Source organism: Chryseobacterium indologenes, from assembly GCF_018362995.1.
Classification (GTDB): domain Bacteria; phylum Bacteroidota; class Bacteroidia; order Flavobacteriales; family Weeksellaceae; genus Chryseobacterium; species Chryseobacterium indologenes_G.
On the sequence record NZ_CP074372.1, the window covers coordinates 2,139,993 to 2,165,342 of the forward strand.

Here is a 25,350-nt window from a genome sequence, read left to right on the forward strand (position 1 = left end):
TCCTATAAAAAAAGTGTAAAATAGTGCAAAGGGTTCAATTTTAGTATTTTATTAACAGCAACGTACTGTCAAATTTTCTATATTTGAGTTACCTCCTTTTCAAAAAAATTTAGAAATGAATAACAATAGTAAGATTTTATTAAATACTCCTGAATTACGTAAGGAAAACCAGCTATTGAGTCTTGTGGAACACCAGACGAAATTCAATCTAAACAATTGCGAATTCAGCATTTATGAAACCCATAAGGCCGCTTTTGATGTAAAACTTCATTTTGAAAACATTGCATTTACAGCGATGCTGAGAGGTAAGAAACATATGAAACTGGATAATAAGACCAGTTATTTTGATTATTATCCGGGAGAAAGTATTCTGGTGGCTCCGGGGGAAACAATGGTTATTGACTTTCCTGAGGCAGACGAAACCCCTACCCAATGTATTTCTTTAAGTCTTAATCCTGATTTTATAGAGGATTCTCTTAATTATCTCAACTATAACCTTCCCAAAGTGGATGAGACTTCACAATGGAATATTCAGTTAGATGAGTATTTTCTGTTTAATAATAAAGCTTTGGCTTCAGCTACGAATAATATTATGAGGATTGCCATGGATGATAATTCGCAAAAGGATATCATGGCCGATTTTGCACTGAAAGAACTTCTGATCAGGCTGATGCAGACCCAGGCAAGAGGTATGGTAGAAAAAAATATTGTTAAGAATAAATCCAGGATAGGCTTTGTTGTGGATTATATTAAAAGAAATCTGCACCAGAAACTATCCATTGACAGTATTGCCAAACTGGCGTATGTAAGTAAATCCAATTTCTTTAAAATGTTCAAAGACGAACTGGGAACTTCCCCCAATGATTTTATTTTACAGGAAAGGATCAACAGAGCAAAAGAACTGCTTGCCAGCCAGATCAGCATCAAAGAAACGGCTTTTCAGACCGGTTTTTCAGATACAAATTATTTCACCAGAGTATTCAAACAACTGGAAGGAGTAACTCCGAAAAGTTATCAGGACAGAATGGTTCTGAGATAATCCATATACAAAATTCTATAAAAAAAGAGCCCCATTTCTGGGACTCTTCTTAAAAAATATATTAAAATTAAATCTTAATATTTGTCATTCTGCTTAATATTCGGGTTTGCCTGAATAGCAGAAATAGGAATTGGCCATTGCCATTTGAAGCTTCCAACCGGAAGATTCTGTGCTACAGGAGGCGTACCTGTACCATCAAAAAGATCTCCTTTACCTGATCTCTGAACAGGAAGACCTAGTCTCTTTAATGTATACCATCTGTCATTTTCAAATGCAAGCTCCAGTCTTCTTTCTTTTAGGATAGCATCTAAAAGTGCCTGTCCTGTTTCTGTACCAGGAGTAAATATAGTATATCTTTCAGCTCTCAGCTTATTTAACAAAACTAATGCCTGCGCACCATTACCTGTTCTGTAATAAGCTTCTGCAACATTTAGCAACACTTCAGCTCCTCTTAAATATCTTACCGGAACTATATTAGATGGCAAGCCAGTAATACCAGCATATTTTGTAACGTGATTATACTTTTGTTTGCTATAGATATCTGTAGTAAAATAAGCAGATTTTCTTACATCATTATCTGTATAGGCAGTATATAGGTCATAATCAACAACAAATTCTGATCTTAGCGCTGGAACAGCCTGATTGTAAGCAACTCCTACTGTATTTTGCTCAGCTGCGGAATTTGATACCTGGAATAAAACGCCATCATTAATATCTCCTTCTTTTTCTTTCCAAATCTTATAAAAATTAGATTTTAGAGTAACGCTGGAAGAAATTCCCAATGCCAGTTCACCATATTTGATTGTGTTAGCATAGTCTCCTCTGTAAAGATTTACTCTTGACAATAATCCATATATAGCAGCCTTGCTCAATCTTCCTTTATCCAGATCATTTTGAGTAATATTATCAGCAGCAAATAATAAATCTGCTATAACTTTATCATATACCTGATCAACGGTAAGATTTCTGGATGATGTATTATTTAGAGGAGAATATGTCTCTGAATAATAAATTCCGATTGTATTTTTAGCCTCTGCAGATTGAGTTGGAATTTGAGAATATGCTCTTACAATATCAAAATGAGCTATTGCTCTTAATGCTCTTGCTTCAGCTTCCAAATTTGTTTTCTGTGTTCCGGACAATACCCCGTTATTGATATATTTCAAAACAAAGTTAGCTCTGCTGATTACAAGGTAAGCAGCAGTATACAATCCTGTTGTTTGTGAATTATCTGAAGAGAATTCAAAGTTCGAAGCAGCCAAATTGGTATTCCTTCCTGTAGTTGTACGAACAAGATTATCAGTGGTAAGATCACCCATGATAAGCTGGTTTCCTGTATCACTGGTATAATACCCGGCTCCTTTAAGCGCTGTATAGGCACCATCCATAGCTTGTCTGAAGGTTTCAGGTCTGGTCATTGCCTGCTCCTGATCTTCATTGATTGATGAGATTTGATCTAAATTTCTGTCGCAAGACGTTAACGAAACAAAGATGGTTAACGCAGCTAAACTTATTTTTATTATATTCTTTTTCATAAGGCTATTCAATATTAAAATTCTAATTGCAGTCCTACCAGGATTGTTCTTACAGCAGGGTAAGTATAAAGGTTATATGCTCCTGGAACGAACAAAGCTGTAGATTCATCTGATCCTACTGAAACTTCAGGTTCTCCGTGGAATTTAGTCACTGTAAATAAGTTTTGTCCCTGTACGTATGCTCTAAGCTTATTGATAGGAGATCCTTCTCCAAGGAACGCTTTATCAAATGTGTATCCTAATGTAAGTGATCTTAATCTTAAGTAATCTGATTTTTCTATCCACTGATCAGAATCACGCATACCGTTTGAGTCAACTTTCTGGAATACACCTGTGTCTCCCGGATTTTTCCAAACCTGAGCAGCAGCCTGAGCCATGTTTCTACCTGCAACAGCCAATGTTGGATCAACAGCAGCAGCATACATATTGTTATAAGTATAACCACCTAGTTTAAATGAGAAATCTGCGCTGAAATCAAGTCCTTTGTACTGAACGGTTGTTCCGAATCCACCAAAACTTTTTGGGAATGGAGATTTATCAGTAAGAGGAACTGCATTAGATGCACTGTAAACATCAGTAACATTTCCTTCTTTATCATAATATAATGCTTTTCCATTGCTTGGATCTACTCCGGCAAATCTTACATTATAGAATACATATGGAGTCTCACCTACTTTTAAATACGTATCTCCTAAGTTTCTTTGTGTTTGACCGTCTGCTAGCTTATCAAGAATTGACTTCTGGAAAGATATGTTAGCATGTAAGTTCCACTGGAAATCCTTCTTTTTGATTACATCTACACTAAGCTCAACTTCAAGACCTTTCTGAGACATATCTCCCGCATTGATATACTGGTAGTATCCTCCTTCCTGTTTGTCCAAAGGAACAAGCTGTACGAAATCTTTTCTCTTGTTTTTATATACTTCTACGGATCCACGAACTCTTCTGTTCCACATTGTGAAATCTACCCCTAAGTTGGTAATCGCGTTAGATTCCCATTTAAGATTGCTGTTACCAATAATATATGACCCTTGTGAAGCTGTACCAGGATATGAAGTACCATTAGCACCATATAAACCATAGCTGATATTATTGACATTATAGTAATCAGGCAAAGTACCGTCGTTACCTGTTGTACCGTAAGATCCTCTAAGTTTTAAATCATTAATAAAACCACCTTTCATGAATTCCTCCTTCGCAATATTCCATGCCGCACTTGCAGACCAGAAAATACCACTTTGATTATTGGCACCAAATCTTGATGAAGCATCTCTTCTCAATGATCCTGTTACCAAATATCTACCTTCATAATCATAGTTTAACATCCCCGCTAAACTGAACAGGGTATTTCTTACTTTAACCCCTGTAAATGTATTTCTGTCAGAAGGTGTTGTAATTGATGGAACATTGATTACCGGAGATTTCAATCCGTAAGCTCCACCATTCATTGTTTCATTGTAGTTATCGTTATATTCGATAAATCCTAAGAAATCAAAGTTGTGACCTCCATATGATTTTTTATAATTAATGGAGTTATTCCAGGTATAGTTAAATGTGTAGAATGAGTCTTTGTTCAATGAACCTGTAGGAACTTTGTTCACTGTAATATCCAGGTTTGAACCTTTTTGCATCCATCGAGTTCTCATGTACCAATCGAAAAGTCCATTAAAGTTTGACTTAAACTTCAGTCCATCGATAATTTTATATTCAGCAAATAAAGTTACCGGAATTCTCAGTCTCTGATCATCTGATCTATTAGTACGGATCTGCTCAACAACGTTAGAACCAGCTCTCATAGTCTGGTTGTAGCTGCCATCTGCATTATAAACCGGCTCATATGGGGCATATTTATACATGGCCGCAAATGGGTTCTGTGTATTGTTTCTGTCTCTGAAATTCTGAGTTTCCTGATACTGAACTCCTAGGTTGACTCCTACGTTTAGTTTTTCACTCAGTTTATTGGTAAATCCAAAGTTACCTGTATATCTCTTAAGTCCGTCGATATCTCTGATAATCCCGTTATCAGAATCATATCCTAAAGAGTAATAGAAAGTACTTTCTCTGGAACCTCCTTGCGCACTAAATAGGTAAGACTGAATGCTTGAAGGCTTTAACAGGTCCTTTTGCCAGTTGTGATCATAAACAGCAAGTGCATCAATTTCCTGTTGAGTTCTTGGTTTAAATCCAAGGTACCCTAATTGATTCTGGAAATCCATCAATTCCCTAGAATTCATCATGGTGTAATTTTTGTCTCTCAACTTTTCACTGAAACCAAACTTAGTTTCAAATGAGTAGTGAGTTTTCCCAGCTTTTCCGGCCTTAGTAGTTACCACTACTACTCCATTTGCTCCTCTCGCACCATACTGTGCTGTAGCAGCAGCATCTTTAAGAATTGAAATAGACTCTACGTCTGCAGGATTGATTGCACTAAACTGTCTTGCAGTCATATACATACCATTTACTACATAAGTAGGCTCTGAAGAACCACCAACACCGGCAATACCTCTTACCTGAATGGTAGCAGCAGCACCTGGCTGCCCGGTAGTACTTTGTACAAATACCCCTGAAGCTCTACCCTGTAAAGAGTTACCGATAGATGTTGTAGGAGAATTTCTTCTGATTTCGTCACCTCCAACAACAGCCTGAGCCTGGGTAATTTCATCTGCTTTTTTCTTCTGGTATCCAGTAACGATTACTTCATCGATCTTATTCTCCTTCAGAACAGAATCATTCTTAGATTTTTGTGCAAAAGCAGCTTGCCCCAAAAAGAACAAAGCACCAGCACTTAATACATGTAACTTCACATTCATATTAACAGATTTTAATATATTCAAGGGACAAATATGTTAATAAATATCTGTAACATCAATTCAATAAACTCTGAAAACAGGCTTCCAGAAAGGAGAGATTCACATTGATCTTAAAAAAATGATGGAGAATTATTTTAATTGTATTTAAAAAATTAACAAAAAATAAGTCAATTTATACATTAACGGAATTTTAATAAATTTTAAAATTAAAATCAATTTACATTCATTTAAAACAAATGGTTAAAAAAATAAACATAAAATATCGTTATTTGTGAAAATAATCAAATAAATCAATTCTTAATTTTATTGAAAATCGAGAAAAAAACGCCTTATTTTCTTAAATTTTATAAAAAAAATACACCTTTACAAACAGACAACCCCTATTTTAAGATAGTCTCGCTGAGATTAAAATTAAAAAACTGTTAATACACTATATTTCGAAATCGGTTGAAGTCCGTAAAATTATCATAGATATTCCCTGTCTTTTTCTAACTGTTTTGCCGTAACATTTAAAAACAACTCAACTATAAAAATGACGAAAACTAAACCATTATAAAGTGACAAAAAAATAAAAAGCATCCCATAATATGAGATGCTATATATATTAAAATTATAATAATCTTACTTCTGATAACTGTAATATCTGGCTCCAATTAATACCGGATTTTCCTTCTCTATAGAAACAAGTCCGAATCCTTTATAATCTTTGTTTACAGATTCTTTCAGTTGTTTTCTGTGAAGTTTTTCATAGGTTTCAAAATTTACAGCAGTTCTCTGGTTCAAATTTTCGAATACATTCCATTTCTCTACTACTTTTCGCCAGTTTTCAGAAATTTTTCCAGCAAACACTTTTGATTTCGATCCACTTCCATAGCCTACAAAGCCAATTTCTTCCCCTGAAAGTTCTTCATTTTCGTTAAAAGAGGTTTGTAATGCCGAAAGAAATGCCATAAAAATAGAAGCTGTGTACATATTTCCTATTTCCGAAGAAGCTCTCTGGGTCTTTTCTATTTTTTGGCTGATTAATTTTAAATAGTCTTCAGATTTTGCAACAGCTTTCTGTTCCTCTGCTGTTTCAAAGGACAGACCATTCTCCAAACTGTAGATTTCAGTAAAAACTCTTTTCCCATGAAAAGCATATGGAAGATGGAAAATAATATACTTCCAGTTTTCATAAGGTTTTTCCTGTCCTGTTATTTCTTTATAATGATGGTAAGCTTCTTTTATTCTATCCTGATAGCATTGATTAGAATATTGTCCGTCAAAGACAGGCTCATCCGTAAAAATTTCAACTTTTTCAGGATATGTTTCCGGAGCCCCCTCCAGATCTTCTTTATTATAGATTCTTCTCGGTTTGAAAAAATCAAAGACACTTTCTGACGCAACTCCCCAGTTATTTTCAATTTCAAGAAGATCAGGCTGTGAAGAAATCAAAAGAGCAACCGCTCCTCCTCCCTGCGTATATTCCCCTGAAGAGGCCAATTCATATTTGGCATAATCGCTGGCAATCACTACTGCTTTTTTATCAGGATTCACCCTTACAAAATCAAGGGCATTATGCAGTGCGTCTACACCTCCTACACATGCAAAAGTCATGTCCAGCACATCACAGTTTCTGAAACATCTGGTTCCAAATTCCTCTTCCAGCACCTGCTCCACCATTTGCACAGCATAAGATGCCGTAGGTTTTGCTGCATCTACAGCACTTTCAGTTCCCAGGTATACCCTGGCTATTTCCTTAGGATTGATATGATAATCTTGTATAAGCTTCAGTAATGCTTCTGCTGCAAAGGTTGCTGCGTCTTCGTGAACATCAGAAAGTCCCATTTTATGAAGACCTAAGCCTTTTTCCAATTTCGCCGGTTCTATTCCTCTTTTTTCCGCTAAGTCCTTAATCTCCAAATATAAACCAGGCACATAATAGCCCGCTGCCTCAATTCCAAAACTCATAATTGTCTAAATTTTAAACGAATTTATGAAAGATAATGCAAAAAACAACTGTGAAAAATGCCATTTTTTACAATATTATCAAAATACTGTACGTTTTATAATATATTTCAATCTATTAGCCGAATAAGGAAAAAAAATAAAGCCGACAGTTCTGCCGGCTTTATCTACTTATTTATAATTCTCAATCGCTTTATTGAGGGCATCAATCTGTTTATTAATGCTCGCTGCATTTTGTGGATTCTGTTTCAGCAGCTCCATTTTTTTGCTTAAGCCATCTTTCAGCATCTGAACCATCATCATTTTAGCCTGTGGATTGTCTGCCATCTGATTCTTGGCATATCCTGCAATTTTCGTAATGCTTTCCGTTGCTTTCAGATTATCGGAAGTCATGATCCAGTTGAAACCATCTTCTGCTGATTTTCCTAATTCCGGGTTCTGGAATTTAATAAACGGATAGAAAGTGGCAAGAGGTGCAATATTCTCTATCTGAGAAGTAATCCTGTTCTTTACAATTATTGGAAGCAATTGTGCCCGAAGTTCATCCGATGCTCCTTTCATATCAATTTTATCAGCCAGTCCGTTTGCTCTTGAAGGATCAATGGTAAGAAGTGCGCTCATTGAACTTCCTTTCACAGCATTTGAAACTGCGTTGATTCCTTTTTCAAATAATGGGAGATATTTTTTATCTTTTGTTTTTCCTAAAGCTGTAATAGCTGCAGCCTGGGTTAATGTTTTAGGATCATTGGAAGCCAGTTTTTCAACTTCGCCACCTAATGCCTTCATCTGTTCAGGATTGGCAAGGTCTATTAAACCTAAAGCTTTTATTCTTACTCTGAAGAAAGAATCTTTCAATGCAGCAGCCAATAATTTTACTGCTGCAGGACTTTTCCCAGCCTGATCTTTGATTCCCGCTAAAGCAAGATATCTGCTTTTAAACTCTTTAGAGTTTGTAAATTGCATCAGGTTCTGTTCAGGAGTTTTTGTATCAGTGATTTCGGCTAATAAAACACCGTCTGCATTAATATTTACCAGATCAGGGGTCTTAGAAACATCAAAACTGAATGTATTTTTAGCTTCTGCATTTACCCAGACATTGTATCTTTTAGGTTTTCCATTGTCATATACATCTATAGCCAGAGGAAATTCAAATGGCTTTTCCTGGGTTTGATTTATCGTAACAGTAACCTGCTTTTTCACAGGTTCAAATGTGGAAGTGTAATTAATCTTCGGGTTTCCGCTTCCAAAATACCATTGGTTGAAGAACCAGTTCAGGTCTTTCCCTGACACTTTTTCAAAAGACAGTCTCAGCTGATGAGCTTCTGCATTCTGATATTCATTGGTTTTCAGATAATCATTCATTCCTGCAAAGAAGGCATCATCTCCAAGATAGTTTCTCAGCATATTTAAAATACCTCCTCCTTTCTGATACGTCACCAGGTCAAAAACATCTTCACGGGATTCATAATTGAACCTTACCAGATTCTTATTAAAGTCGGATGGATTGTGAAGATAATTATTCACATCGGTCATCAGGTGATAATCTGCCTGATCTTTTCCGTATTTATATTCATTCCAAAGGTATTCGGAATAGTTGGCAAAAGATTCATTGACTGTAAGATTGCTCCAGCTTTCTGCGGTAACAAGATCTCCAAACCAGTGATGGAATAATTCATGAGCAATAGTATCTTCCCATGTATTTTCATCGATAAGCTGACCCGGTTTTTGAAGGATGTCACTTCCATGAAGGGTTGCCGTGGTATTTTCCATCGCACCGCTTACATAATCTCTTCCTGAAATCTGAGCATATTTTGCCCATGGATAATCATAGTTCAGTTTTTTGGAGAAAAATTCAATCATTTCCGGAGTATTTCCGTAGATCTGCTTAGCGTAAGGCTCGTATTCTTTTTCGATGTAATAATCAACCGGAATATTTTTCCATTTGTCTTTTACAATAGCATATTCTCCTACTCCCATAAAGAAAAGATAGGTAGAATGTCTTTTATCCATCACCCAGTGATCTGTTCTGAGACCATTGGATTCTTTTTTTGATTCTTTCAGAAGACCATTGGAAAGGGTTACGTATTTATCAGGAACCGTCATATAGATTTCCTGTGTGGTCTTTTGGTTGGGTTTATCGATAGTGGGAAACCATGCGGAAGAAGATTCTGTTTCTCCCTGTGTCCAGATTTGTGTAGGCATATCCGGGTCCGTTCCCTGAGGATTGATGAAATAAAGCCCTTTTGCATCATTGATAGCCATACTTCCCTGTTGTTTTACTTCATTCGGACGGGATGTATATTTGATGTAAACAGTATATTCCTGATTTTTCTGGTATGTTTTATCAAGACTGATTTTCAGGATATCATCTTTATAATCATATTTCAAAGGAGATTTCTTCCCGTTATTATCAAGAGCTACTTCATGAATCAGCATTCCTTTTGCATCAAGTGTAAGTTCGTTGGCAGCATAAAAATAAGGTGAAGCAGTAAGCCATTCTTCCCCATTCATCTGTTCTTTCTGATAATCGAAATTTACCTTCAGCTTTGTGTGTTTAAGTTCCGTTACTTTGGTGGGAGTAGCTCTATATACCTTTTCTCTTCCTGAAGTTTCGGTTTGTGCTGATACATTGGCGGAAAATAAAATCCCGAGTATAGCAATTGATAAAATGGCCTTTCTCATCTGTCTACTTTATTATTTTTAGAATTATTTTTTAATGATGATATCGAAAATATCATTGACTAAGGTTTCATAGTCTCCTTTTTGAAGTTGTTCTTTCGTTTTTGCAAAAGCCTTTTTCAGTTCGCTTTCCGGATTTTCATCATCCACTATTTCTGCTGAAGCGACTCCTTTCAATTGAAGTATTGCATTTTTCAGGGCTTCAATGTCTGCATTTTCTTCGATATTTATTTTTAAATACTTCATAATGTACTTTTAAGCATTTGAAATTGATGATCTACCGCCCGCCTTGTATCTCATTTTTTAAGGGTCAAATGGGCAGGAGTTGTTCTTTCAAATTTAAGAAACAATTGTCAAAGAAAGAGTACTAAAGGATTTATATTCTGATTCCAAAACTTATGAGCACAGATAATCCCCTCTATTAATGTTAAAATAACAGAAGTAAATAAAAAAATTAAAGTGATATAAGGATATTAAATAGCTACAGGAGCTTTGATTCCCGGATGTGGATCATAATTTTCCAGACTGAAGTCTTCGAAATCAAAATCAAAGATATTTTTAACTTCCGGATTAAGTTTCATTGTCGGAAGCGCTCTTGGCTCTCGTCCCAGCTGTCTGTTTACCTGCTCAAAGTGATTATTATAGATATGAACATCTCCGAAACTGTGAACATAATCTCCCACTTCCAGATCACAAACCTGTGCTACCATCATCAACAGTAATGCGTAGCTTGCAATATTAAAGGGTACCCCAAGGAAAACATCAGCACTTCTCTGGTAAAGCTGCAAGGAAAGTTTACCATCTGCTACATAAAACTGAAACAGGGCATGACAAGGTGCCAAAGCCATATTGGGAATTTCTGCAACATTCCAAGCGGAAACAATCAGTCTTCTAGAATCCGGATTCTTTTTGATCTGGTCAATTACTTCTGTAATCTGATCCACAACTTTTCCGTCTGCACCGCTCCAGCTTCTCCACTGCGCTCCGTAAACCGGTCCCAAATCCCCGTTTTCATTGGCCCATTCATCCCAGATGCTTACTCCGTTATCTTTAAGGTATTTGATATTGGTATCTCCTTTCAGGAACCAAAGAAGCTCGTAGATAATAGATTTCAAATGCACTTTTTTTGTCGTTACCAAAGGAAATCCTTTAGACAGATCACATCTCAGCTGATATCCGAAAACACTTCTTGTTCCAGTGCCTGTTCTGTCGGTTTTATCAGTTCCGTTATCTAAAATATGCTGTAAAAGGTCCAGGTAGTTTTGCATTTTGAATGAGATTTTAAGTTCCAAATTTAGTAAAAACCATCAAAAAAAGCACTCCTTTTTATGAATGCTTTTTATAGTCCTGATGTCTATTTTCTATTAAACAACTGTATATCTGTTATCTAGCCTATATTAATTTTACCATATATTTTCAATGGTCTGATGAATAGTATTAACGGTAAATGACTCTCCTGCTTTTTTACCATACATCACTTTTACCAAGGGAGATTCTGCAGAAACCGTCATGATTTTCTGATTTTCTGAAACAATTTCGCCCATGGAAACAGCAATATAAAACAATCCTTTATTGGTTTTCACCAAAGCTCCGTTCTGAACTTTTTCTGAAGGGTCTGAAGTTATTTTCTGTAAAACAGCCTGCTGATTCAATACTTCGTTAAGCTGTCTCTGCAGGTTATTAATTTCCTGCTGAAGCATTTCTCTTCCTGTTTCGTATTTATCACCCATCGAACTTTTCGTATCGTTATTGGAAGCCCGTGTTTCTGCGATAAGGTTTTCAAAATACTGGATTTTACCGGATGCTTTTGTTTTAATTATATTGATTATTTCCTGTTTGTTCATTGTAATGACGGATTTTATTGTTGGGCAGATAAAACCACCCCGTCAAAATCATAGATTTTGATACCCCTCCAGCCGAGGGGAATTGGGTACTGCTTAGTGGCTATTCATTAAGAGATTAAAATATAAGCCGAAGATTTAAATATTATTTTTCAAATACGGCATAATCCGAAACTTTGAAACTAAAGTCTTTTCCATAACTGAAATCTCTTTTGGTTTTATCAAAAACATTTCTGAATGTTCCGGATACATGTTCATCTTCAATTGAAAAGTTAACAGGTTCTTTCGACATATTCAAAACCACCAACACTTCGTCGTTTCCATTTTTTCTTACGTAGGCCAGAATCTTATCATTAGCTGTCGTGTTGAGAAGATAAGTCGTTACGTTAGCATCTCCTCCTCTTAAGGCCGGATTGGAAGCTTTTAAATCCAATAAGGTTTTATAGAAGTCAGCAACCTGATAAGTGTTTGTCCATTTGATGACATCCTTTTCGAAAAATTCAAGTCTTTTCATATTCGGAAGTTCCTGCCCTGAGTAAAGCAGCGGAATACCATTCCATGTTGCAGAGAATACTGCCATAGGTTTTGTGATGACTCCATATTTTTCATATTCGGTTCCGTTCCACGAATTTTCATCGTGGTTTGTGGTAAACCATGCTCTCATTGAAGTGTCTCCAATATTGGAATATTGTCTCAGAAGATCTTTTAATTCCTGAAGAGGCTCATTCTTTTTATAATAATCAGCAGATTTATGCATCCATTTCCAGGAATAGCTGGCATCGAAAACTTTACCGTATTCAGGACTTTCCAGCTCATCAAATTCTCCCAGCCAGAAAAGAGGTTTTACTTTTTCCACTTCGGGACGGGCCTGCACCCAAAAATCTACTTCTACCCATGAAGCGAGATCACATCTGAAACCATCAATATTGGTTTCCTGCACCCAGAATTTCATGGCATCTATCATAGCCTGACGCATTTCCTGATTTTTATAATCCAGTTCAATAATATCATCCATTCCGGAAGCAATATGGAATTTTCCGTCCGGATCTTTCAGATAAAATTCAGGGTGAGTTTTCGTCCATACATGATCCCATCCTGTATGATTGGCTACCCAATCTATAATTACTTTGAATCCCAGTCTGTGAGCCTCATTTACCATATCTTTAAAATCCTGCAACGTTCCGAATTCAGGACTGATGGAAGTATAATCTGACGCAGCATAAGGGCTCCCCATACTTCCTTTTTTATTCTGCTGGGCAATAGGTGTGATGGGCATAAACCACAAGGTTTTTATTCCCATTGATTTCAGGCGGGGCATTTCTTTTGCAAACGCTTTGAAAGTTCCTTCCTGAGTATATTGTCTTATGTTTACTTCGTAGATATTCGTATTATGTTTCCAATCTTTTGGCAGTTCTGTCATTTTCCTGGTATTTTTTCGAGTGGTACAGGAAACAATTCCCAGACCAATTACAGCTAACAAAATTAATTTTTTCATTAAACTATTTTTAACAAAAGTAAGGATTGTTTTTTGGGAAAAGGCAAAATTTACGGACAGATGAACAGACTTTTTGATGTTATCAGTTGGATTTTCTTTTTTATTTTAAAATCTTTTATAAAACTCAACCGTATTGGGGAAAACAGTATTCTGTCTTTTCATATGAACCTTCTTTTATGGTATCAGAATATACTTTCGAGGTTACAAACTCATTCGAGTCTATTGATAACCCTCCTTTTGCGGTTCCTCAACCGGAAATTTGGCATCCCGAACCTGTAAGCCGAACCTTAAGACCTTACATGAGCACTTCAGGACCTCAAAACAGACTTCCAAAACCTCAAACGATATATCCTGAACCTCAAATGATGTTGTTTTAACCTTCGCACTTTTGCAAAAAAAAGCCCCGGATTAAAATCCGGGGCCAGTATATTGTGTTGACTATCTTTCGTCATCATTGTCATCCTCATCATCAAAGACATCGTCATTGTAGTCTTCTTCTTCCTCATCATCGAAACTGTCGTCTTCATCTGAAAAGTTTCCTCCTGATACAAAGTCTTCATCGAAACCAAATTCGTCATCTGCCAAAGGCATTGCTGATTTCTTTTTAGATCCTCCGGCACTTCCGTTTTTGCTAGGAGCCTTCAACGGAACGTTTCCAAATCTGTATACTGTGATAGGATAGTTAACTCCTTTTGTTTCTTCAATTACTTCTACAAGTTCACAGAAGAATTCCCAAAGGTCAAGAAGACCGTATTGGAACTGTGCTTTGTCGCCTACACTTTCAAAAGCTTCATCAATGTAAACATCTGACATAATCTCACCATCACCATCATCACTCATATCTTCCAATGGGACACTTTTTACGATTGTTCCGTCATTTTCTAACAGATTAAAAGTAGAAAGCTCATCTCCCTGCAGACTGAATGCACTTTTAATTCCTAAGTGTAAGTTCCATAACGTTTGTTTTCCCTTAACTTCTACATCACGGAAAATATCTTCTTTCGCATCTAATATTACGCGGATTTTGTAAACCATATCAGTTTCTTAAATTACTTTTTTGCCTTTATAATTATGATAAATCTCTGGTGCAAATATATAATAAATGACATGTGACAAAAAAATATTTCAGGATTTTTTAAATTATTTTTTTTCCTTACATTTTGCCGGAATTATTTACTTTTTTCGAGCATAAAACTAAATTTAGTCCCTTCAAGGTACACACTTTCTACAGTAATATTTTCGTTATGTGCTTCAAGGATATGTTTTACGATGGCTAATCCCAACCCGGAACCTCCTTCTCTTCTGCTTCTGCTGGTTTCCACACGGTAAAATCTTTCGAAGATCCTTGGAAGAATCTCAGACTTGATTCCCATTCCGTTATCTATTACTTCAATCAGCACCTTATTTTTGAGGATACTGGTCTTTACAATCACTTTTGCTTCCTGTCTGTTGGCATAATGAATCGCATTGGAAATAAGATTAATAAAAACCTGGGAAATTTTCTGTTTATCAGCTTCCACAAAAATCTGTGGATGAAGGGTCTGGATCTGTAATGTAGTATTCCGTTTTTCAGCCTCAAGATCAAGCAGATCGAAAATTTCTTTAATGAGAAGATTGACATCGAATTTTGAAACAGTAAGATTGATCTCGCCTGCTTCCAGCCTATTGATCATGTCAAGATCTGTTACAATCGCGATAAGTCTCTCAACAGATTTGTCAATTCTTTCCAGATATTTATCCCTGATGGTAAGATTGTCTACGCCGCCGTCTCTTAAAGTTTCTACATATCCCTGAATAGAAAACAAAGGTGTTTTCAGTTCGTGGGATACATTCCCGATGTATTCTTTACGGTAGCTTTCCATCTCTTTCATCATGTCAATTTCTGACACCTGCTGCTGATTGAGATCTGAAAATCTTTCTCCTAATTCTTTGATGGTAATATTTTCATCCTGATTCTGAACAATTTCCTGCGGCAGAAATCCGGAAAGACCTTTTACCTGTTTTCTGCTGTAATAATTGAAAAGAAGTTCCAATACCACACAATTGATCATAAAGATCAGGATAATACAGATGAAAAGACCCGTTTTGAACAAAGGGGTCTTATAATAGATATCTTTCAGTGAATCGAAGACGACCACCAAAAGAAGCATTACCAGTGTCAGCAGACAAGAGGCAACGAGGGTAAGTCTGTAAAATTTCAATTTTACAACGTTTTAATGATTGAACGTAAAGTTAAGATTCTAAAATAATTAAACGATCAGTTTGTACCCAATCCCTTTTAATGTCTGAATCGTATTGATTCCTAATTTTTCTCTTAACCTTCTGATATGTACATCGATTGTTCTTTCACCAACAATCACATCATTCCCCCAAACCTTTTCAAGAATTTCTTCTCTTTTGAAAACCTTTTCAGTATTGGAAGCCAAAAGGTAAAGCAAGTCAAATTCTTTTTTAGGAAGAAGAAATTGCTGTCCGCTTTTGGAAACTCTGAAGTTATCTTTGTCGATAACAAGGTCTCCGATTTCGATTAGTTTTGCATTGTCAGAAACCTGAGAGGTCAGCTGTAGTAATGCGTTTACTTTAGAGATAAGGATTTTTGGTTTGATCAGTTTTACGATGTAGTCATTGGCACCCGCCTGAAAACCTGCTAGCTGAGAAAATTCTTCGCTTCTTGCCGAAAGGAACACGATAAGTGTTTTTTGAAGTTCTTTCACTTTACGAAGTTCCTGACAGGTTTCTATACCATCTTTTTCAGGCATCATGACATCTAATAAGATAAGGTCCGGAACAATCTCCTTTGCTTTTTCTATACCTTCGTTACCATTAGTAGCTGTATAGATATCATACCCTTCCTTTTCCAAATTGTAAGACAGAATCTCTAAAATGTCCAGTTCATCGTCTATTAAAAGAATTTTTTTGCTCATCTTCTAGTTTAAGAATTCCCACAAAATTAATTATTTCCATTGATTTCATCTATCTGCCAAATGTTAACTAATTATTAAAAAAATACATTTTAACATCAAATTACAAAATCAATAAAAAAATTAAACATTAAATACACATAAATCAAATATACGAAACAAAAATTAAAATTAAAACAAAAAATATAATTATATAAATTAAACATCAATAACTATAAATTTCGTTCATGTGTTAATACAAACTTCACAATTAATTAAGATTCTCCTAAAGTTTTCTTAAAAACTTAGCCTTTATTTTGCCCTTGAAAAAGAAGTAAAAGAAGTAAAATGAAAAAACAACTCCACAAGAGCATCATGCTACTTGCCTTGTTTTCTGCTGGCTATGCTTTTGCACAAAGTCAGATTTTGGAAGGTAGGGTATTGGACGAGAAAGATAACACTCCTATAGAAGGGGTAAAAGTAAAAGTAAATGGACAGGAGGTAACAACTGACATTTCCGGATACTACTCTATCAACCTTTCCCCTGGCGCCAATTACATTGTAACGGTAAGCTCCAATGGATACAACAGAAAAGAGATTAGCGAGGTTATTATCAAAAATGAAGGTAACACTCACCTTGATATCGTTCTGGATAAGCCATCAACCAAAGAAAAAGAAATTGAGGGGGTTGTCATAAAATCAAACGCAAGAAAAGAAACCATAGCCTCTACCATCGGTTTACAGAAAAATGCCGGTGTAGTTTCTCAGGTTATCGGGGTTGAAGCTATTAAAAGAAGTCCGGACAGAAACACGGGAGAAGTTCTGAAAAGAGTTTCCGGGGTGAGTTTATCTGAAGGAAAATATATTGTAGTAAGAGGTTTATCAGACCGTTATAACCAGGCGATGCTGAATGGTATTCAGTTATCCAGTACGGAGCCTGACAGAAAGACTTTCTCATTTGACCTTTTCCCAGCCAACGTTATCGAAACCCTTGTTATCAACAAAACTTTCATTCCGGAATATACCGGTGAATGGGGAGGAGCATTGATTCAGGTAAATACAAAGGATATTCCTAATAAAAACTTCTTCAACGTACAGGTAGGTGTAGGAGGAAACACTGCTACTATGGGGCAGGAATTCCGTATGCAGAAAGGTGGAAAATGGGACTTTTTAGGAATTGATGACGGGTACAGAAAACTGCCAACCAATATGCCTGCAAAAAACGCATTCAGTATTCTTACTGAAGCTCAAAAAACAGAGATTGGTAAAGGGTTTACAAAGAATTTAGGATACAACAGTATTGGTTATCCTGAAAATATAAGTTTACAATTAGACGGAGGTTTTAATACTAAAGTTTTCGGAAAAGATTTAGGGGTAATTGCTGTTTTAAACTATAGCAATAACAAAAGAAGAACTGAGTCTACCAACCGTTTCTTTACGATCAATGATCAGCTTGCTGATACCAACTTCGATTATTTTACAGAAAAATACAGCAATGATATTATTTTAGGAGGAATGTTGAACTTAGCTTTAAAGCTGAACAGCAACAATAAAATTTCCTTAAAGAATATCATCACTAATAATACGGTGAACCACATGTCCTTCAGAACAGGAAAGGACTTTGAATTTGATCCGATCAACGGAACAAATATTATGGCAAGGGAGATAGGATTTAAAGAAACTACTTTCTATAACTCTACCCTTACCGGTAACCACAAAATTGATGCTCTTGGAGGCCTTACTGTAAACTGGTACGGAAGCTTCGGAATCCTGGATCAGTATATTCCTTTGTTACAGCGTTTGCAGTATAACCAATACACAAACATGCCAGGAAGCCCTTATTTAGCATTGATTTCCAATGGTCTTTCTCAAAAATCAGGAAGTGTATTCTATTCTACTTTAAGTGACTATCTATATAATGCAGGAGGTGATATCTCCAAAACATTTACCATGTTTGGTCAGAAACAAACGATCAAAGGAGGGTATTTATTCCAGGTAAAAGACAGAATATATAACTCAAGACCTTTCTCTGTAAGACTTGAAAAATCCAACCAGGGATTGCTTTCTCAGCCTTTCGAAACGATCTTCAATCCTGAAAACTTCGGAGGTAACGGTGGATTTACATTTGACGAGATTGCAGGAAACCAGTACAGATATATCGCCAATACAATCCTTAACGCCGGGTATTTACAGTTCGACAACAACTTTACACCATGGTTAAGAGCAGTTTGGGGATTAAGAGTTGAAAACTTTGACCAATTGGTAGGAAGCACGAAGAAAAGTGATGACCGTTTTGTCAACACCCGTGTTACAGATTTCTTACCTGCTGTAAACTTAACATTCAAGGTAAATCCTAAAATGAACATCCGTGTTGCAGCTTCACAGACTGTTGTAAGACCGGAGTTTAGAGAAGTTTCTCCTTTAGCATATTATGATTTTGATCTTGGAGCTACTGTAATTGGTAACAAATCCATTGAAAGAACTAAAATCACAAGTGCCGATGTTCGTTGGGAATACTACCCAAGAAACGGAGAAATTATCTCTGTGGCAGGTTTCTATAAAAACTTCAAAAAGCCGATCGAATTATACTTCAACCAATCAGGGGTAGGAACGAGTAATACTTTCAACTACCTTAACGTAGATAAAGCTGATGCTTATGGAGTTGAAGCGGAATTCAGAAAAAAACTTGATTTCGTTTCTGCACTTAGAAACTTTACAGTAGGTGGAAATGTTGCCAGAATCTGGAACAGGGTAACGGATGAGACCACTAAGATTGACAGACCAATGCAGGGGCAGTCTCCATACACCGTTAACGTAAGTCTTCAGTATGATACTGAAAAATCAGGATGGTCTTCTACGGTATTATTCAACATGATCGGAAGAAGAATCCTTTATGTAGGAAACGATCAGGTACCACCAATCTGGGAAGCACCAAGACCTCTTCTGGATTTCCAGCTTGCTAAAAAAATCTGGAGCAACAAAGGAGAAATCAAGCTGAATGTTTCAGATATCCTGAACCGTCGTGCTAAATTCTACCATGACCTGAACGACAACGGTAAGTATGACAGCAAAGATGCTCTTGCTATTGAAAGACTTTCAGGAACCAATATCAGTTTAACACTGGGATACAATTTTTAATTCACTCAACAAATAATCTAATAAATAATTTAATTCTTTATAACATGAAAAAGTTCGTTTTATATTCTTTAATGCTTGGCGCTATAGTATCCACTACCGCTTGTAGAAATATAGAAGAAGATGGACCTACCATTATTCAAAATGGAGGTAACGGAAACGGAGATACTGAAAACCTTATTCTTTCAGGAAAGATCACTTCCAGCATGACGCTTAAAGCTAACAAAATTTATAAGCTAAGAGGACTAGTATATGTAACTAACGGAGCTACTTTAACTATCGAACCAGGTACAAAGATCGTAGGTGAAGCTGATAAAAACGGAGCTTTGATCATTACAAAAGGAAGTAAAATCATGGCAGAAGGAACTGCTGCCAACCCAATTATCTTCACTTCTGAAAAACCAAGTCCTAAAAGAGGAGACTGGGCAGGAGTAGTAATTTTAGGAAATGCTCCTACTAACTCTTCTTTCGGTGGAGTAAACGGAGTTGGAGAGATTGAAGGAGGAATCAACAACTCTGAAGGTCTTGGACTTTACGGTGGAAACAATGCTGCTGATAACAGTGGTGTATTAAAATATGTAAGAATAGAATACGCAGGTTATGCATTCTTACCGGACAAAGAGATCAACGGATTGACATTCGGTGGTGTAGGTAACGGAACTACAGTAGATTACGTAGAAGTAGCTTACGCGAATGATGACAGTTTTGAATGGTTCGGAGGAACGGTAAACTGTTCTCACCTTATTTCTTACAAAGGTCTTGATGATGATTTCGATACGGATAACGGTTTCTCAGGAAATATCCAGTTTGGTATCGGAGTAAGAGATTCTCAGATAGCGGACGTTTCCGGTTCTAACGCATTTGAATCTGATAATGATGCTAACGGGTCTACTTTGGCGCCTCAGACATCAGCTACATTCTCTAACATGACGATTATCGGGCCAATCAACTCTTTAGCTCCGGGATCAATCAACGCGTTATTCCAAAATGCATTACAGATCAGAAGAAACTCTTCTATCTCTGTATTCAACTCTGTATTTACAGGATTCCCTGTTGGTTTATTCATTGATGCTACAAAAGGTGCTCCAACGGATAACAATATTGTAGGTAATAAGCTGTTCTTTGAAAACAACGTTTTAGCAGGAAATACAACCCCTTTAAAATTCGGACCGTCTACTTCTACTCCGACAACGTATACATTGAACGATCTTACGACTTGGTTTAATGCTAAAGGAAATACAATCCTTGCTTCTACAGCTGATGTAAAACTTGCCGGTGCATGGGCTCCAGCAGGAACTACACCAAACTTCACTCCTACTGCAGGTTCTCCACTATTAACCGGAGGTTCATTTACTAACCCTAAATTGGCTACCTGGTTTACACAGGTAACCTACAAAGGTGCTGTAAAAGATGCTACAGATACGTGGTATGCAGGATGGACAAACTTCAACTTATAACATTATATAAGTACTTAGATTTAATTTCAAATAGAAGGCCTTCGGAATATTTCCGAGGGCTTTTTTTATTGTTATGTTCAGATAGTATGACTCTCTGTCTAAATCAATATTAAGAGGTGTTCATATTGCAAAAAACAAAAAAGGAATATGAACAGTTATTTTTTAATTGATCATGGGGTTTATTGGTAGGTTTCGGCTAAAGCCGGACGAATGTATTCTTCTATTTAATAAACGGGCTAAAGCCCGTTCCTATTGATAAAGAAGAACCCCGAAACCCGGATCCCGAAATTCATAACTCATAACTCATAATTCATAATTAAAAAAACGCCACCAGGAAAACTCCCGATGACATTCACAAAAAACAAGTGTATAAAAAAAATATATACTTCAATTAATTTCTCCAAAATAAATTCCCGTCATTCATCAGGGCTTTTATTTCAGACATTCTGGAAACTGCTTCTGCGGAACATGAAGCGTCCGTAAGAACAATGGCTGCCTCATCACCAGCTTTAGGCCATTGCTGTTTCCCTTTTTCATCCAGGGGAAGAATACTTTGAGTCGCAAACTGTAAAGCTCTTGACAAGGCATATTCTGTAGCATAACCATATAACTCGGCAATCAGATTGGCTTTCTGCAGCATACTTCCTGAACCGAAAGTACTCCAATAGTCCTGTACATTATCATTTCCGATCAACACATTCACCCCATATTTTTTCAAAGTTGGAATAGGCATTACTGTTCCTTTAAAAGGTACGGAAGAAGCAATTCCTACTTTTCCGGCAGCCAGTCTTTCTGAAATTTGCTCTGTTTCTTTGGGTGAAAGATGTGCTAAGGCAAATGCATGGCTTATAAATGTTTTTCCCTGTAGCGATGGGTTTTCAATTGCTTTATCAATCAGGTAATTGATTGTTTTCATTCCGGATTCTCCTGCTTCATGCAGGTGAATATCAATTCCTTTATTATGATCTAAAGCCAGCTGAACAGTAAAATCCATCACTTTTTCAATGCTTCCGTCAATACTTAATGGATCCAGTCCACCGATAAATCCTACACTTTTCAATTGGGCTGCTTCTTTCATCAACGAAGCAGATTCTGTATAGTAAACTCCATGCTGCGGGAAGGCCACCAGTTCAGCTTTGAAGGAATCTTTTTTATTTTCAAGGGCCTGCTCAAGGTGTTCCAGAGATTTCAGTCCTGAGGTAGGATCAATATTGAAATGGGTTCTTACGAAGTGAGTTCCATAATGCTGCTGCAGGCTGATTAGCTGTTCTGCCCTGCTTATGGAAGTTTTCAACAGTTCAGGAATGATTTCCTGCTCATATGCAATCATATCTTTCACCGTTCTTCTTTTCGGAGAAAGCGCTTGCCATGGAAGACCATATAATGTTTTATCCAGGTGAATGTGCATATCTCTGAATGCCGGAAGCATCAGATATCCTTTAGCATCAATCGCATGAGAAGCCGGATCGTTTGCTTTTACTGCTTTTATTTTTCCGTCCTCAATTTCAATACTGAAAAGGTCAGTTTTTGTGCCGGTTACCTCTTCATTTTCGTATTCAAAACCTGTTTCCAGGCGGACATTTTTAAGGGAATATTTTCCTTTTGCAGCTAATTGATAGGGAAATTGCATGATTTAAATTTTAACAATACAAAATTAGCCCGACTTCATGTTAAAACCGGTGTATCAATTATGTCTTGTTTTGTACAGATTATTCTTTGAATTGGGAAGGTGTCATTCCCGTCTGTGCTTTAAAGAATTTGGAAAAGCTTGCATGATCATAGAAACCAAGATCATATACAATATCTTTTACTGACATTTCAGAAACTTTTAAAAGCCTTTTCGCTTCCAGTAAAATACGGTCCTGAATAAGAGATGAAGCCGAAGCATTGAGGTTTTTCTTGCAGACAATATTCAGATAGTTGGCAGAAATATTCAGTTTATCTGCATAAAAAGAAACCGATCTTTCTGTTTTGAAATGCTCATCTATAAGATGGAGAAACTTTGAAATAATGGGGTTTGAATTATAGACTTCAAAATCTTTAAAAGCTCCTTCCACAGATTTGCTTACCAGCAGACCGATGAGTTCACTTCTTTTTTGAATGAGTTCCCAGAATACTTTTTCGGAGGTCAGCTCTTTCCTGATTTCCTGGAATTCATAAAGAAATGTGGCAAAAACATCCGGAGAAAGATTGATAACCGGATGATTCTGATAATAAGAGGCTGAGAACCTTAATGACGGCAGAAAACTTTCAAACCAGTCGCGGCTGATCATCAGCTGATAACCGATGGTTTCCTTTTCAATCACCCATTGATGCACCTGATCCGGAAAAACAAGATGAATCTGATGGTCTTTCACCTGATATTCCGTAAAATCTATGGTATGTGAGCCAACTCCGTGCTCAAAAAGATTGATGATAAAAAAATCATGCTTATGGGGATCATCAATGGAACGTGCCCCGTAAAGTTCATTAAACAGCAGGTTACAGCCACTCAGCTGATTCTCGCTAAATTCCTGAATTCCTAAGATTGGAAAATGATCCGTATGATAGCCCACTCTGCCTGATTTTCTCCTAAAATTACTAAAATTTGTGAGAAAAAACTAAAATAACCACAAAAGGGACAAAAGCTTTACCTACACCACTTCTACTTCAGTTTCTCTCTGCATTCAGTGGCTGTTTCTGAAAAATTTCAATAAATTTCCAGGCTTTCCTGTAAAACGTTTATACCCTTTGTGGTTTAAAAAAAACACAACTAAATTATATATATAAATTTGTAAACAATTATATCGTTGGGCCTAAAAGACAACATTTCCATCATGCACCAATGATTCCACTTCTGAAATTCTTGATACGGCTTCTGCTGAACAGCTTGCATTGATGAGTACAAAGTCTGCCTTATCTCCGGATTTTGGCCATTGCTGAGTTCCTTTATCATCCAGCGGAAGAATATTTCCTGTTGCCAGTTTTAAGCTTCTTGACAATAAAAATTCTGTTGAATATCCGTACAATTGTGCCATTAAATTGGCTTTCTGAAGTACACTTCCTGTTCCGAAAGTATTCCAGTGATCTATGATACTGTCATTTCCTGTAAGAACGGTTACATTATGTTTGTACAGCGTTGGTATTGGCATGATCAACCTTCCGAAAGGGATTGTAGAAACAATTCCGATTTTGGCTTCTGCTAATTTTTCGGCGATTTCTTCCTGTTTCGCAGCTTCTAATTTAGCCAGAATAAAACAGTGGCTTAAGTATGTTTTTCCTTTCAGAGAAGGATTTTCATTTACTTTTTTAATAAGATATTCAACGGTCTTTAATCCGGAATCTCCGGTTTCATGCAGATGAATATCTATTCCTTTTTTATTATCCAAAGCGAGCTGAACAGTAAAATCCACCACTTTTTCAATATCACCGTCTACGTTGAACGGATCTACTCCACCAATGAAATCAATATCCATCTTCGCTGCCTCTTTCAGATAAGGTACGGAATCTGTATAGAAAACGCCATGCTGCGGGAATGCTACCAGCTCGGCTCCGAAACTTTTCTTTTTATTTTCTAAAGCTTTCTGCAGATTTTTTAATGACTGAAGTTTTGAAGTGGGCTCAATATTCACATGGCTTCTCGCGTAGGAAGTTCCCTTTGACTGTAATAATTCGATCAGTTTCTCCGCTTTGAAGGTTGAATTCTTCAGCATATCTGGAAGCATTTTCTGCTCCAGCTCTATCATTCCTTTGATTCCTCCGGTTCTTTTTCTAACGGCTTGCCATTGATCTCCATAAAAAGTTTTATCCAGATGAATGTGCATATCTTTGAACGCAGGAAGCATCAATAATCCTTTTCCATCTACCGCTTTAGCATTAGGCTGATTCGGAGCAATCTTTGCAATTTTTCCGTTTTCAAATTCCACATAAAACAGATCTGTTTTGGTAGAAACCACTTCCCCATCCTGGTATTCAAACCCTGTTTCCAGACGAACATTTTTAAGACTCATTTTTCCTTTTGTCAAGCTATTATTTTCATCCATAAAAGGTGATGCAGTCATGATATTAGGTATAAAAGTTAATCCCGCTACAGCCAAAGCTGAATTCCGGATAAAATCTTTGCGGGACATATTATTGTCTGAGGTCTTCATTTCCAATCTATTTATGACAAAATTAAAAAGAAGTCTGCTGAACGAGGTGTACGGTTTATTACAAGATCTGTATGATTTATACTTTGTTTTGATTGTGTATTAAAATCCTCGGTTATCTTTTCTTTACTACAATAAGTAAGACATCCATCACAATTGTCTTTCCGTAGAAATCTATTTATGCTGCTTACTCTGTTGAGACTCCTACGGAGTGACAAACTTTGCGGATATTTTTAGACGTAAAAAATTACTTATGATTTATACAAAATATTTACAGTATTCTTGGCATTCCGTAGCAATCTAAATTATGCAGTTTTACGTCGTTGAAACTCCTACAGAGTGACAAGGATTGTGGATAAATTTGATTACGTAGAGTTTTTTTATT

18 protein-coding genes are annotated in these 25,350 nt (G+C 36.6%); 4 read left to right on the forward strand and 14 right to left on the reverse strand.

What is annotated here, in order from left to right; genetic code table 11:
* Window positions 1–115 precede the first annotated feature (115 nt).
* Window positions 116–1,039 carry an AraC family transcriptional regulator gene (locus DYR29_RS09580; protein ID WP_213280291.1) on the forward strand — a complete coding sequence of 308 codons (924 nt, stop codon included), beginning with the start codon at window positions 116–118 and terminating at the stop codon, window positions 1,037–1,039.
* A 74-nt stretch (window positions 1,040–1,113) separates the two neighbouring features.
* Here the strand turns inward: DYR29_RS09580 and DYR29_RS09585 are convergent, their stop codons facing one another.
* From DYR29_RS09585 to DYR29_RS09620, 8 genes are all read right to left on the reverse strand, one after another.
* Window positions 1,114–2,574: a RagB/SusD family nutrient uptake outer membrane protein gene (locus DYR29_RS09585; RefSeq protein ID WP_213280292.1), complete on the reverse strand. Its 1,461-nt coding sequence runs from the start codon at window positions 2,572–2,574 to the stop codon at window positions 1,114–1,116.
* A 14-nt stretch (window positions 2,575–2,588) separates the two neighbouring features.
* Entirely contained in the window at window positions 2,589–5,384 is a 2,796-nt protein-coding gene (locus tag DYR29_RS09590) for a SusC/RagA family TonB-linked outer membrane protein (protein WP_213280293.1), read from the reverse strand.
* 621 nt (window positions 5,385–6,005) lie between these two features.
* Window positions 6,006–7,334, reverse strand: a complete 1,329-nt coding sequence (locus DYR29_RS09595) for a hydroxymethylglutaryl-CoA synthase family protein (RefSeq protein WP_213280294.1) — start codon at window positions 7,332–7,334, stop codon at window positions 6,006–6,008.
* Between the two features lie 168 nt (window positions 7,335–7,502).
* Complete coding sequence (locus DYR29_RS09600; protein ID WP_213280295.1) at window positions 7,503–10,013, reverse strand: M1 family metallopeptidase; 2,511 nt, start codon at window positions 10,011–10,013, stop codon at window positions 7,503–7,505.
* 24 nt (window positions 10,014–10,037) lie between these two features.
* Window positions 10,038–10,256, reverse strand: coding sequence for a hypothetical protein (locus DYR29_RS09605; protein WP_213280296.1), 219 nt, complete (start codon window positions 10,254–10,256; stop codon window positions 10,038–10,040).
* A 227-nt stretch (window positions 10,257–10,483) separates the two neighbouring features.
* Window positions 10,484–11,278 carry a thymidylate synthase gene (locus DYR29_RS09610; RefSeq protein WP_213280297.1) on the reverse strand — a complete coding sequence of 265 codons (795 nt, stop codon included), beginning with the start codon at window positions 11,276–11,278 and terminating at the stop codon, window positions 10,484–10,486.
* Window positions 11,279–11,413: 135 nt separating this feature from the next.
* A complete protein-coding gene (locus DYR29_RS09615; protein WP_213280298.1) occupies window positions 11,414–11,854 on the reverse strand; it encodes a hypothetical protein in 441 nt (146 codons plus the stop codon).
* Window positions 11,855–11,996: 142 nt separating this feature from the next.
* Window positions 11,997–13,346, reverse strand: a complete 1,350-nt coding sequence (locus DYR29_RS09620; protein WP_213280299.1) for an alpha-amylase family glycosyl hydrolase — start codon at window positions 13,344–13,346, stop codon at window positions 11,997–11,999.
* Between the two features lie 176 nt (window positions 13,347–13,522).
* Here DYR29_RS09620 and DYR29_RS09625 point away from each other — a divergent pair, with 176 nt between their 5' ends.
* A complete protein-coding gene (locus tag DYR29_RS09625; RefSeq protein ID WP_213280300.1) occupies window positions 13,523–13,723 on the forward strand; it encodes a hypothetical protein in 201 nt (66 codons plus the stop codon).
* Window positions 13,724–13,784: 61 nt separating this feature from the next.
* Here DYR29_RS09625 and DYR29_RS09630 read toward each other — a convergent pair whose 3' ends face one another.
* The 3 genes from DYR29_RS09630 to DYR29_RS09640 all read right to left on the reverse strand — a co-directional run bounded on the left by DYR29_RS09630 (window position 13,785) and on the right by DYR29_RS09640 (window position 16,270).
* A complete protein-coding gene (locus DYR29_RS09630; protein ID WP_047420987.1) occupies window positions 13,785–14,381 on the reverse strand; it encodes an IS1096 element passenger TnpR family protein in 597 nt (198 codons plus the stop codon).
* A gap of 134 nt (window positions 14,382–14,515) precedes the next feature.
* Window positions 14,516–15,547 carry a sensor histidine kinase gene (locus tag DYR29_RS09635; protein ID WP_142718557.1) on the reverse strand — a complete coding sequence of 344 codons (1,032 nt, stop codon included), beginning with the start codon at window positions 15,545–15,547 and terminating at the stop codon, window positions 14,516–14,518.
* A 48-nt stretch (window positions 15,548–15,595) separates the two neighbouring features.
* Window positions 15,596–16,270 (reverse strand): response regulator, encoded by a 675-nt coding sequence (locus tag DYR29_RS09640; protein WP_002977493.1) that lies wholly within the window; start codon window positions 16,268–16,270, stop codon window positions 15,596–15,598.
* A 324-nt stretch (window positions 16,271–16,594) separates the two neighbouring features.
* Here DYR29_RS09640 and DYR29_RS09645 point away from each other — a divergent pair, with 324 nt between their 5' ends.
* Window positions 16,595–19,384, forward strand: a complete 2,790-nt coding sequence (locus DYR29_RS09645) for a TonB-dependent receptor (RefSeq protein WP_213280301.1) — start codon at window positions 16,595–16,597, stop codon at window positions 19,382–19,384.
* A gap of 44 nt (window positions 19,385–19,428) precedes the next feature.
* A complete protein-coding gene (locus tag DYR29_RS09650; RefSeq protein ID WP_213280302.1) occupies window positions 19,429–20,838 on the forward strand; it encodes a hypothetical protein in 1,410 nt (469 codons plus the stop codon).
* 391 nt (window positions 20,839–21,229) lie between these two features.
* Here the strand turns inward: DYR29_RS09650 and DYR29_RS09655 are convergent, their stop codons facing one another.
* The 3 genes from DYR29_RS09655 to DYR29_RS09665 form a co-directional block, all read right to left on the reverse strand.
* The gene (locus DYR29_RS09655; protein ID WP_213280303.1) at window positions 21,230–22,468 is read right to left on the reverse strand and encodes an amidohydrolase; all 1,239 of its coding nucleotides are present in this window, start codon (window positions 22,466–22,468) and stop codon (window positions 21,230–21,232) included.
* Window positions 22,469–22,547: 79 nt separating this feature from the next.
* Window positions 22,548–23,393, reverse strand: a complete 846-nt coding sequence (locus DYR29_RS09660) for an AraC family transcriptional regulator (RefSeq protein ID WP_213280304.1) — start codon at window positions 23,391–23,393, stop codon at window positions 22,548–22,550.
* A 240-nt stretch (window positions 23,394–23,633) separates the two neighbouring features.
* Complete coding sequence (locus DYR29_RS09665; RefSeq protein WP_213280305.1) at window positions 23,634–24,968, reverse strand: amidohydrolase; 1,335 nt, start codon at window positions 24,966–24,968, stop codon at window positions 23,634–23,636.
* Between the last annotated feature and the right edge of the window lie 382 nt (window positions 24,969–25,350).

Excerpts from the sequence above, each read along its gene's own strand:
- DYR29_RS09580 (WP_213280291.1), top strand. The coding sequence starts at position 116 with ATGAATAACAATAGTAAGATTTTATTAAATACTCCTGAATTACGTAAG.
- DYR29_RS09585 (WP_213280292.1), bottom strand. The coding sequence starts at position 2,574 with ATGAAAAAGAATATAATAAAAATAAGTTTAGCTGCGTTAACCATCTTT.
- DYR29_RS09590 (WP_213280293.1), bottom strand. The coding sequence starts at position 5,384 with ATGAATGTGAAGTTACATGTATTAAGTGCTGGTGCTTTGTTCTTTTTG.
- DYR29_RS09595 (WP_213280294.1), bottom strand. The coding sequence starts at position 7,334 with ATGAGTTTTGGAATTGAGGCAGCGGGCTATTATGTGCCTGGTTTATAT.
- DYR29_RS09600 (WP_213280295.1), bottom strand. The coding sequence starts at position 10,013 with ATGAGAAAGGCCATTTTATCAATTGCTATACTCGGGATTTTATTTTCC.
- DYR29_RS09605 (WP_213280296.1), bottom strand. The coding sequence starts at position 10,256 with ATGAAGTATTTAAAAATAAATATCGAAGAAAATGCAGACATTGAAGCC.
- DYR29_RS09610 (WP_213280297.1), bottom strand. The coding sequence starts at position 11,278 with ATGCAAAACTACCTGGACCTTTTACAGCATATTTTAGATAACGGAACT.
- DYR29_RS09615 (WP_213280298.1), bottom strand. The coding sequence starts at position 11,854 with ATGAACAAACAGGAAATAATCAATATAATTAAAACAAAAGCATCCGGT.
- DYR29_RS09620 (WP_213280299.1), bottom strand. The coding sequence starts at position 13,346 with ATGAAAAAATTAATTTTGTTAGCTGTAATTGGTCTGGGAATTGTTTCC.
- DYR29_RS09625 (WP_213280300.1), top strand. The coding sequence starts at position 13,523 with ATGGTATCAGAATATACTTTCGAGGTTACAAACTCATTCGAGTCTATT.
- DYR29_RS09630 (WP_047420987.1), bottom strand. The coding sequence starts at position 14,381 with ATGGTTTACAAAATCCGCGTAATATTAGATGCGAAAGAAGATATTTTC.
- DYR29_RS09640 (WP_002977493.1), bottom strand. The coding sequence starts at position 16,270 with ATGAGCAAAAAAATTCTTTTAATAGACGATGAACTGGACATTTTAGAG.
- DYR29_RS09645 (WP_213280301.1), top strand. The coding sequence starts at position 16,595 with ATGAAAAAACAACTCCACAAGAGCATCATGCTACTTGCCTTGTTTTCT.
- DYR29_RS09650 (WP_213280302.1), top strand. The coding sequence starts at position 19,429 with ATGAAAAAGTTCGTTTTATATTCTTTAATGCTTGGCGCTATAGTATCC.
- DYR29_RS09655 (WP_213280303.1), bottom strand. The coding sequence starts at position 22,468 with ATGCAATTTCCCTATCAATTAGCTGCAAAAGGAAAATATTCCCTTAAA.
- DYR29_RS09665 (WP_213280305.1), bottom strand. The coding sequence starts at position 24,968 with ATGAAGACCTCAGACAATAATATGTCCCGCAAAGATTTTATCCGGAAT.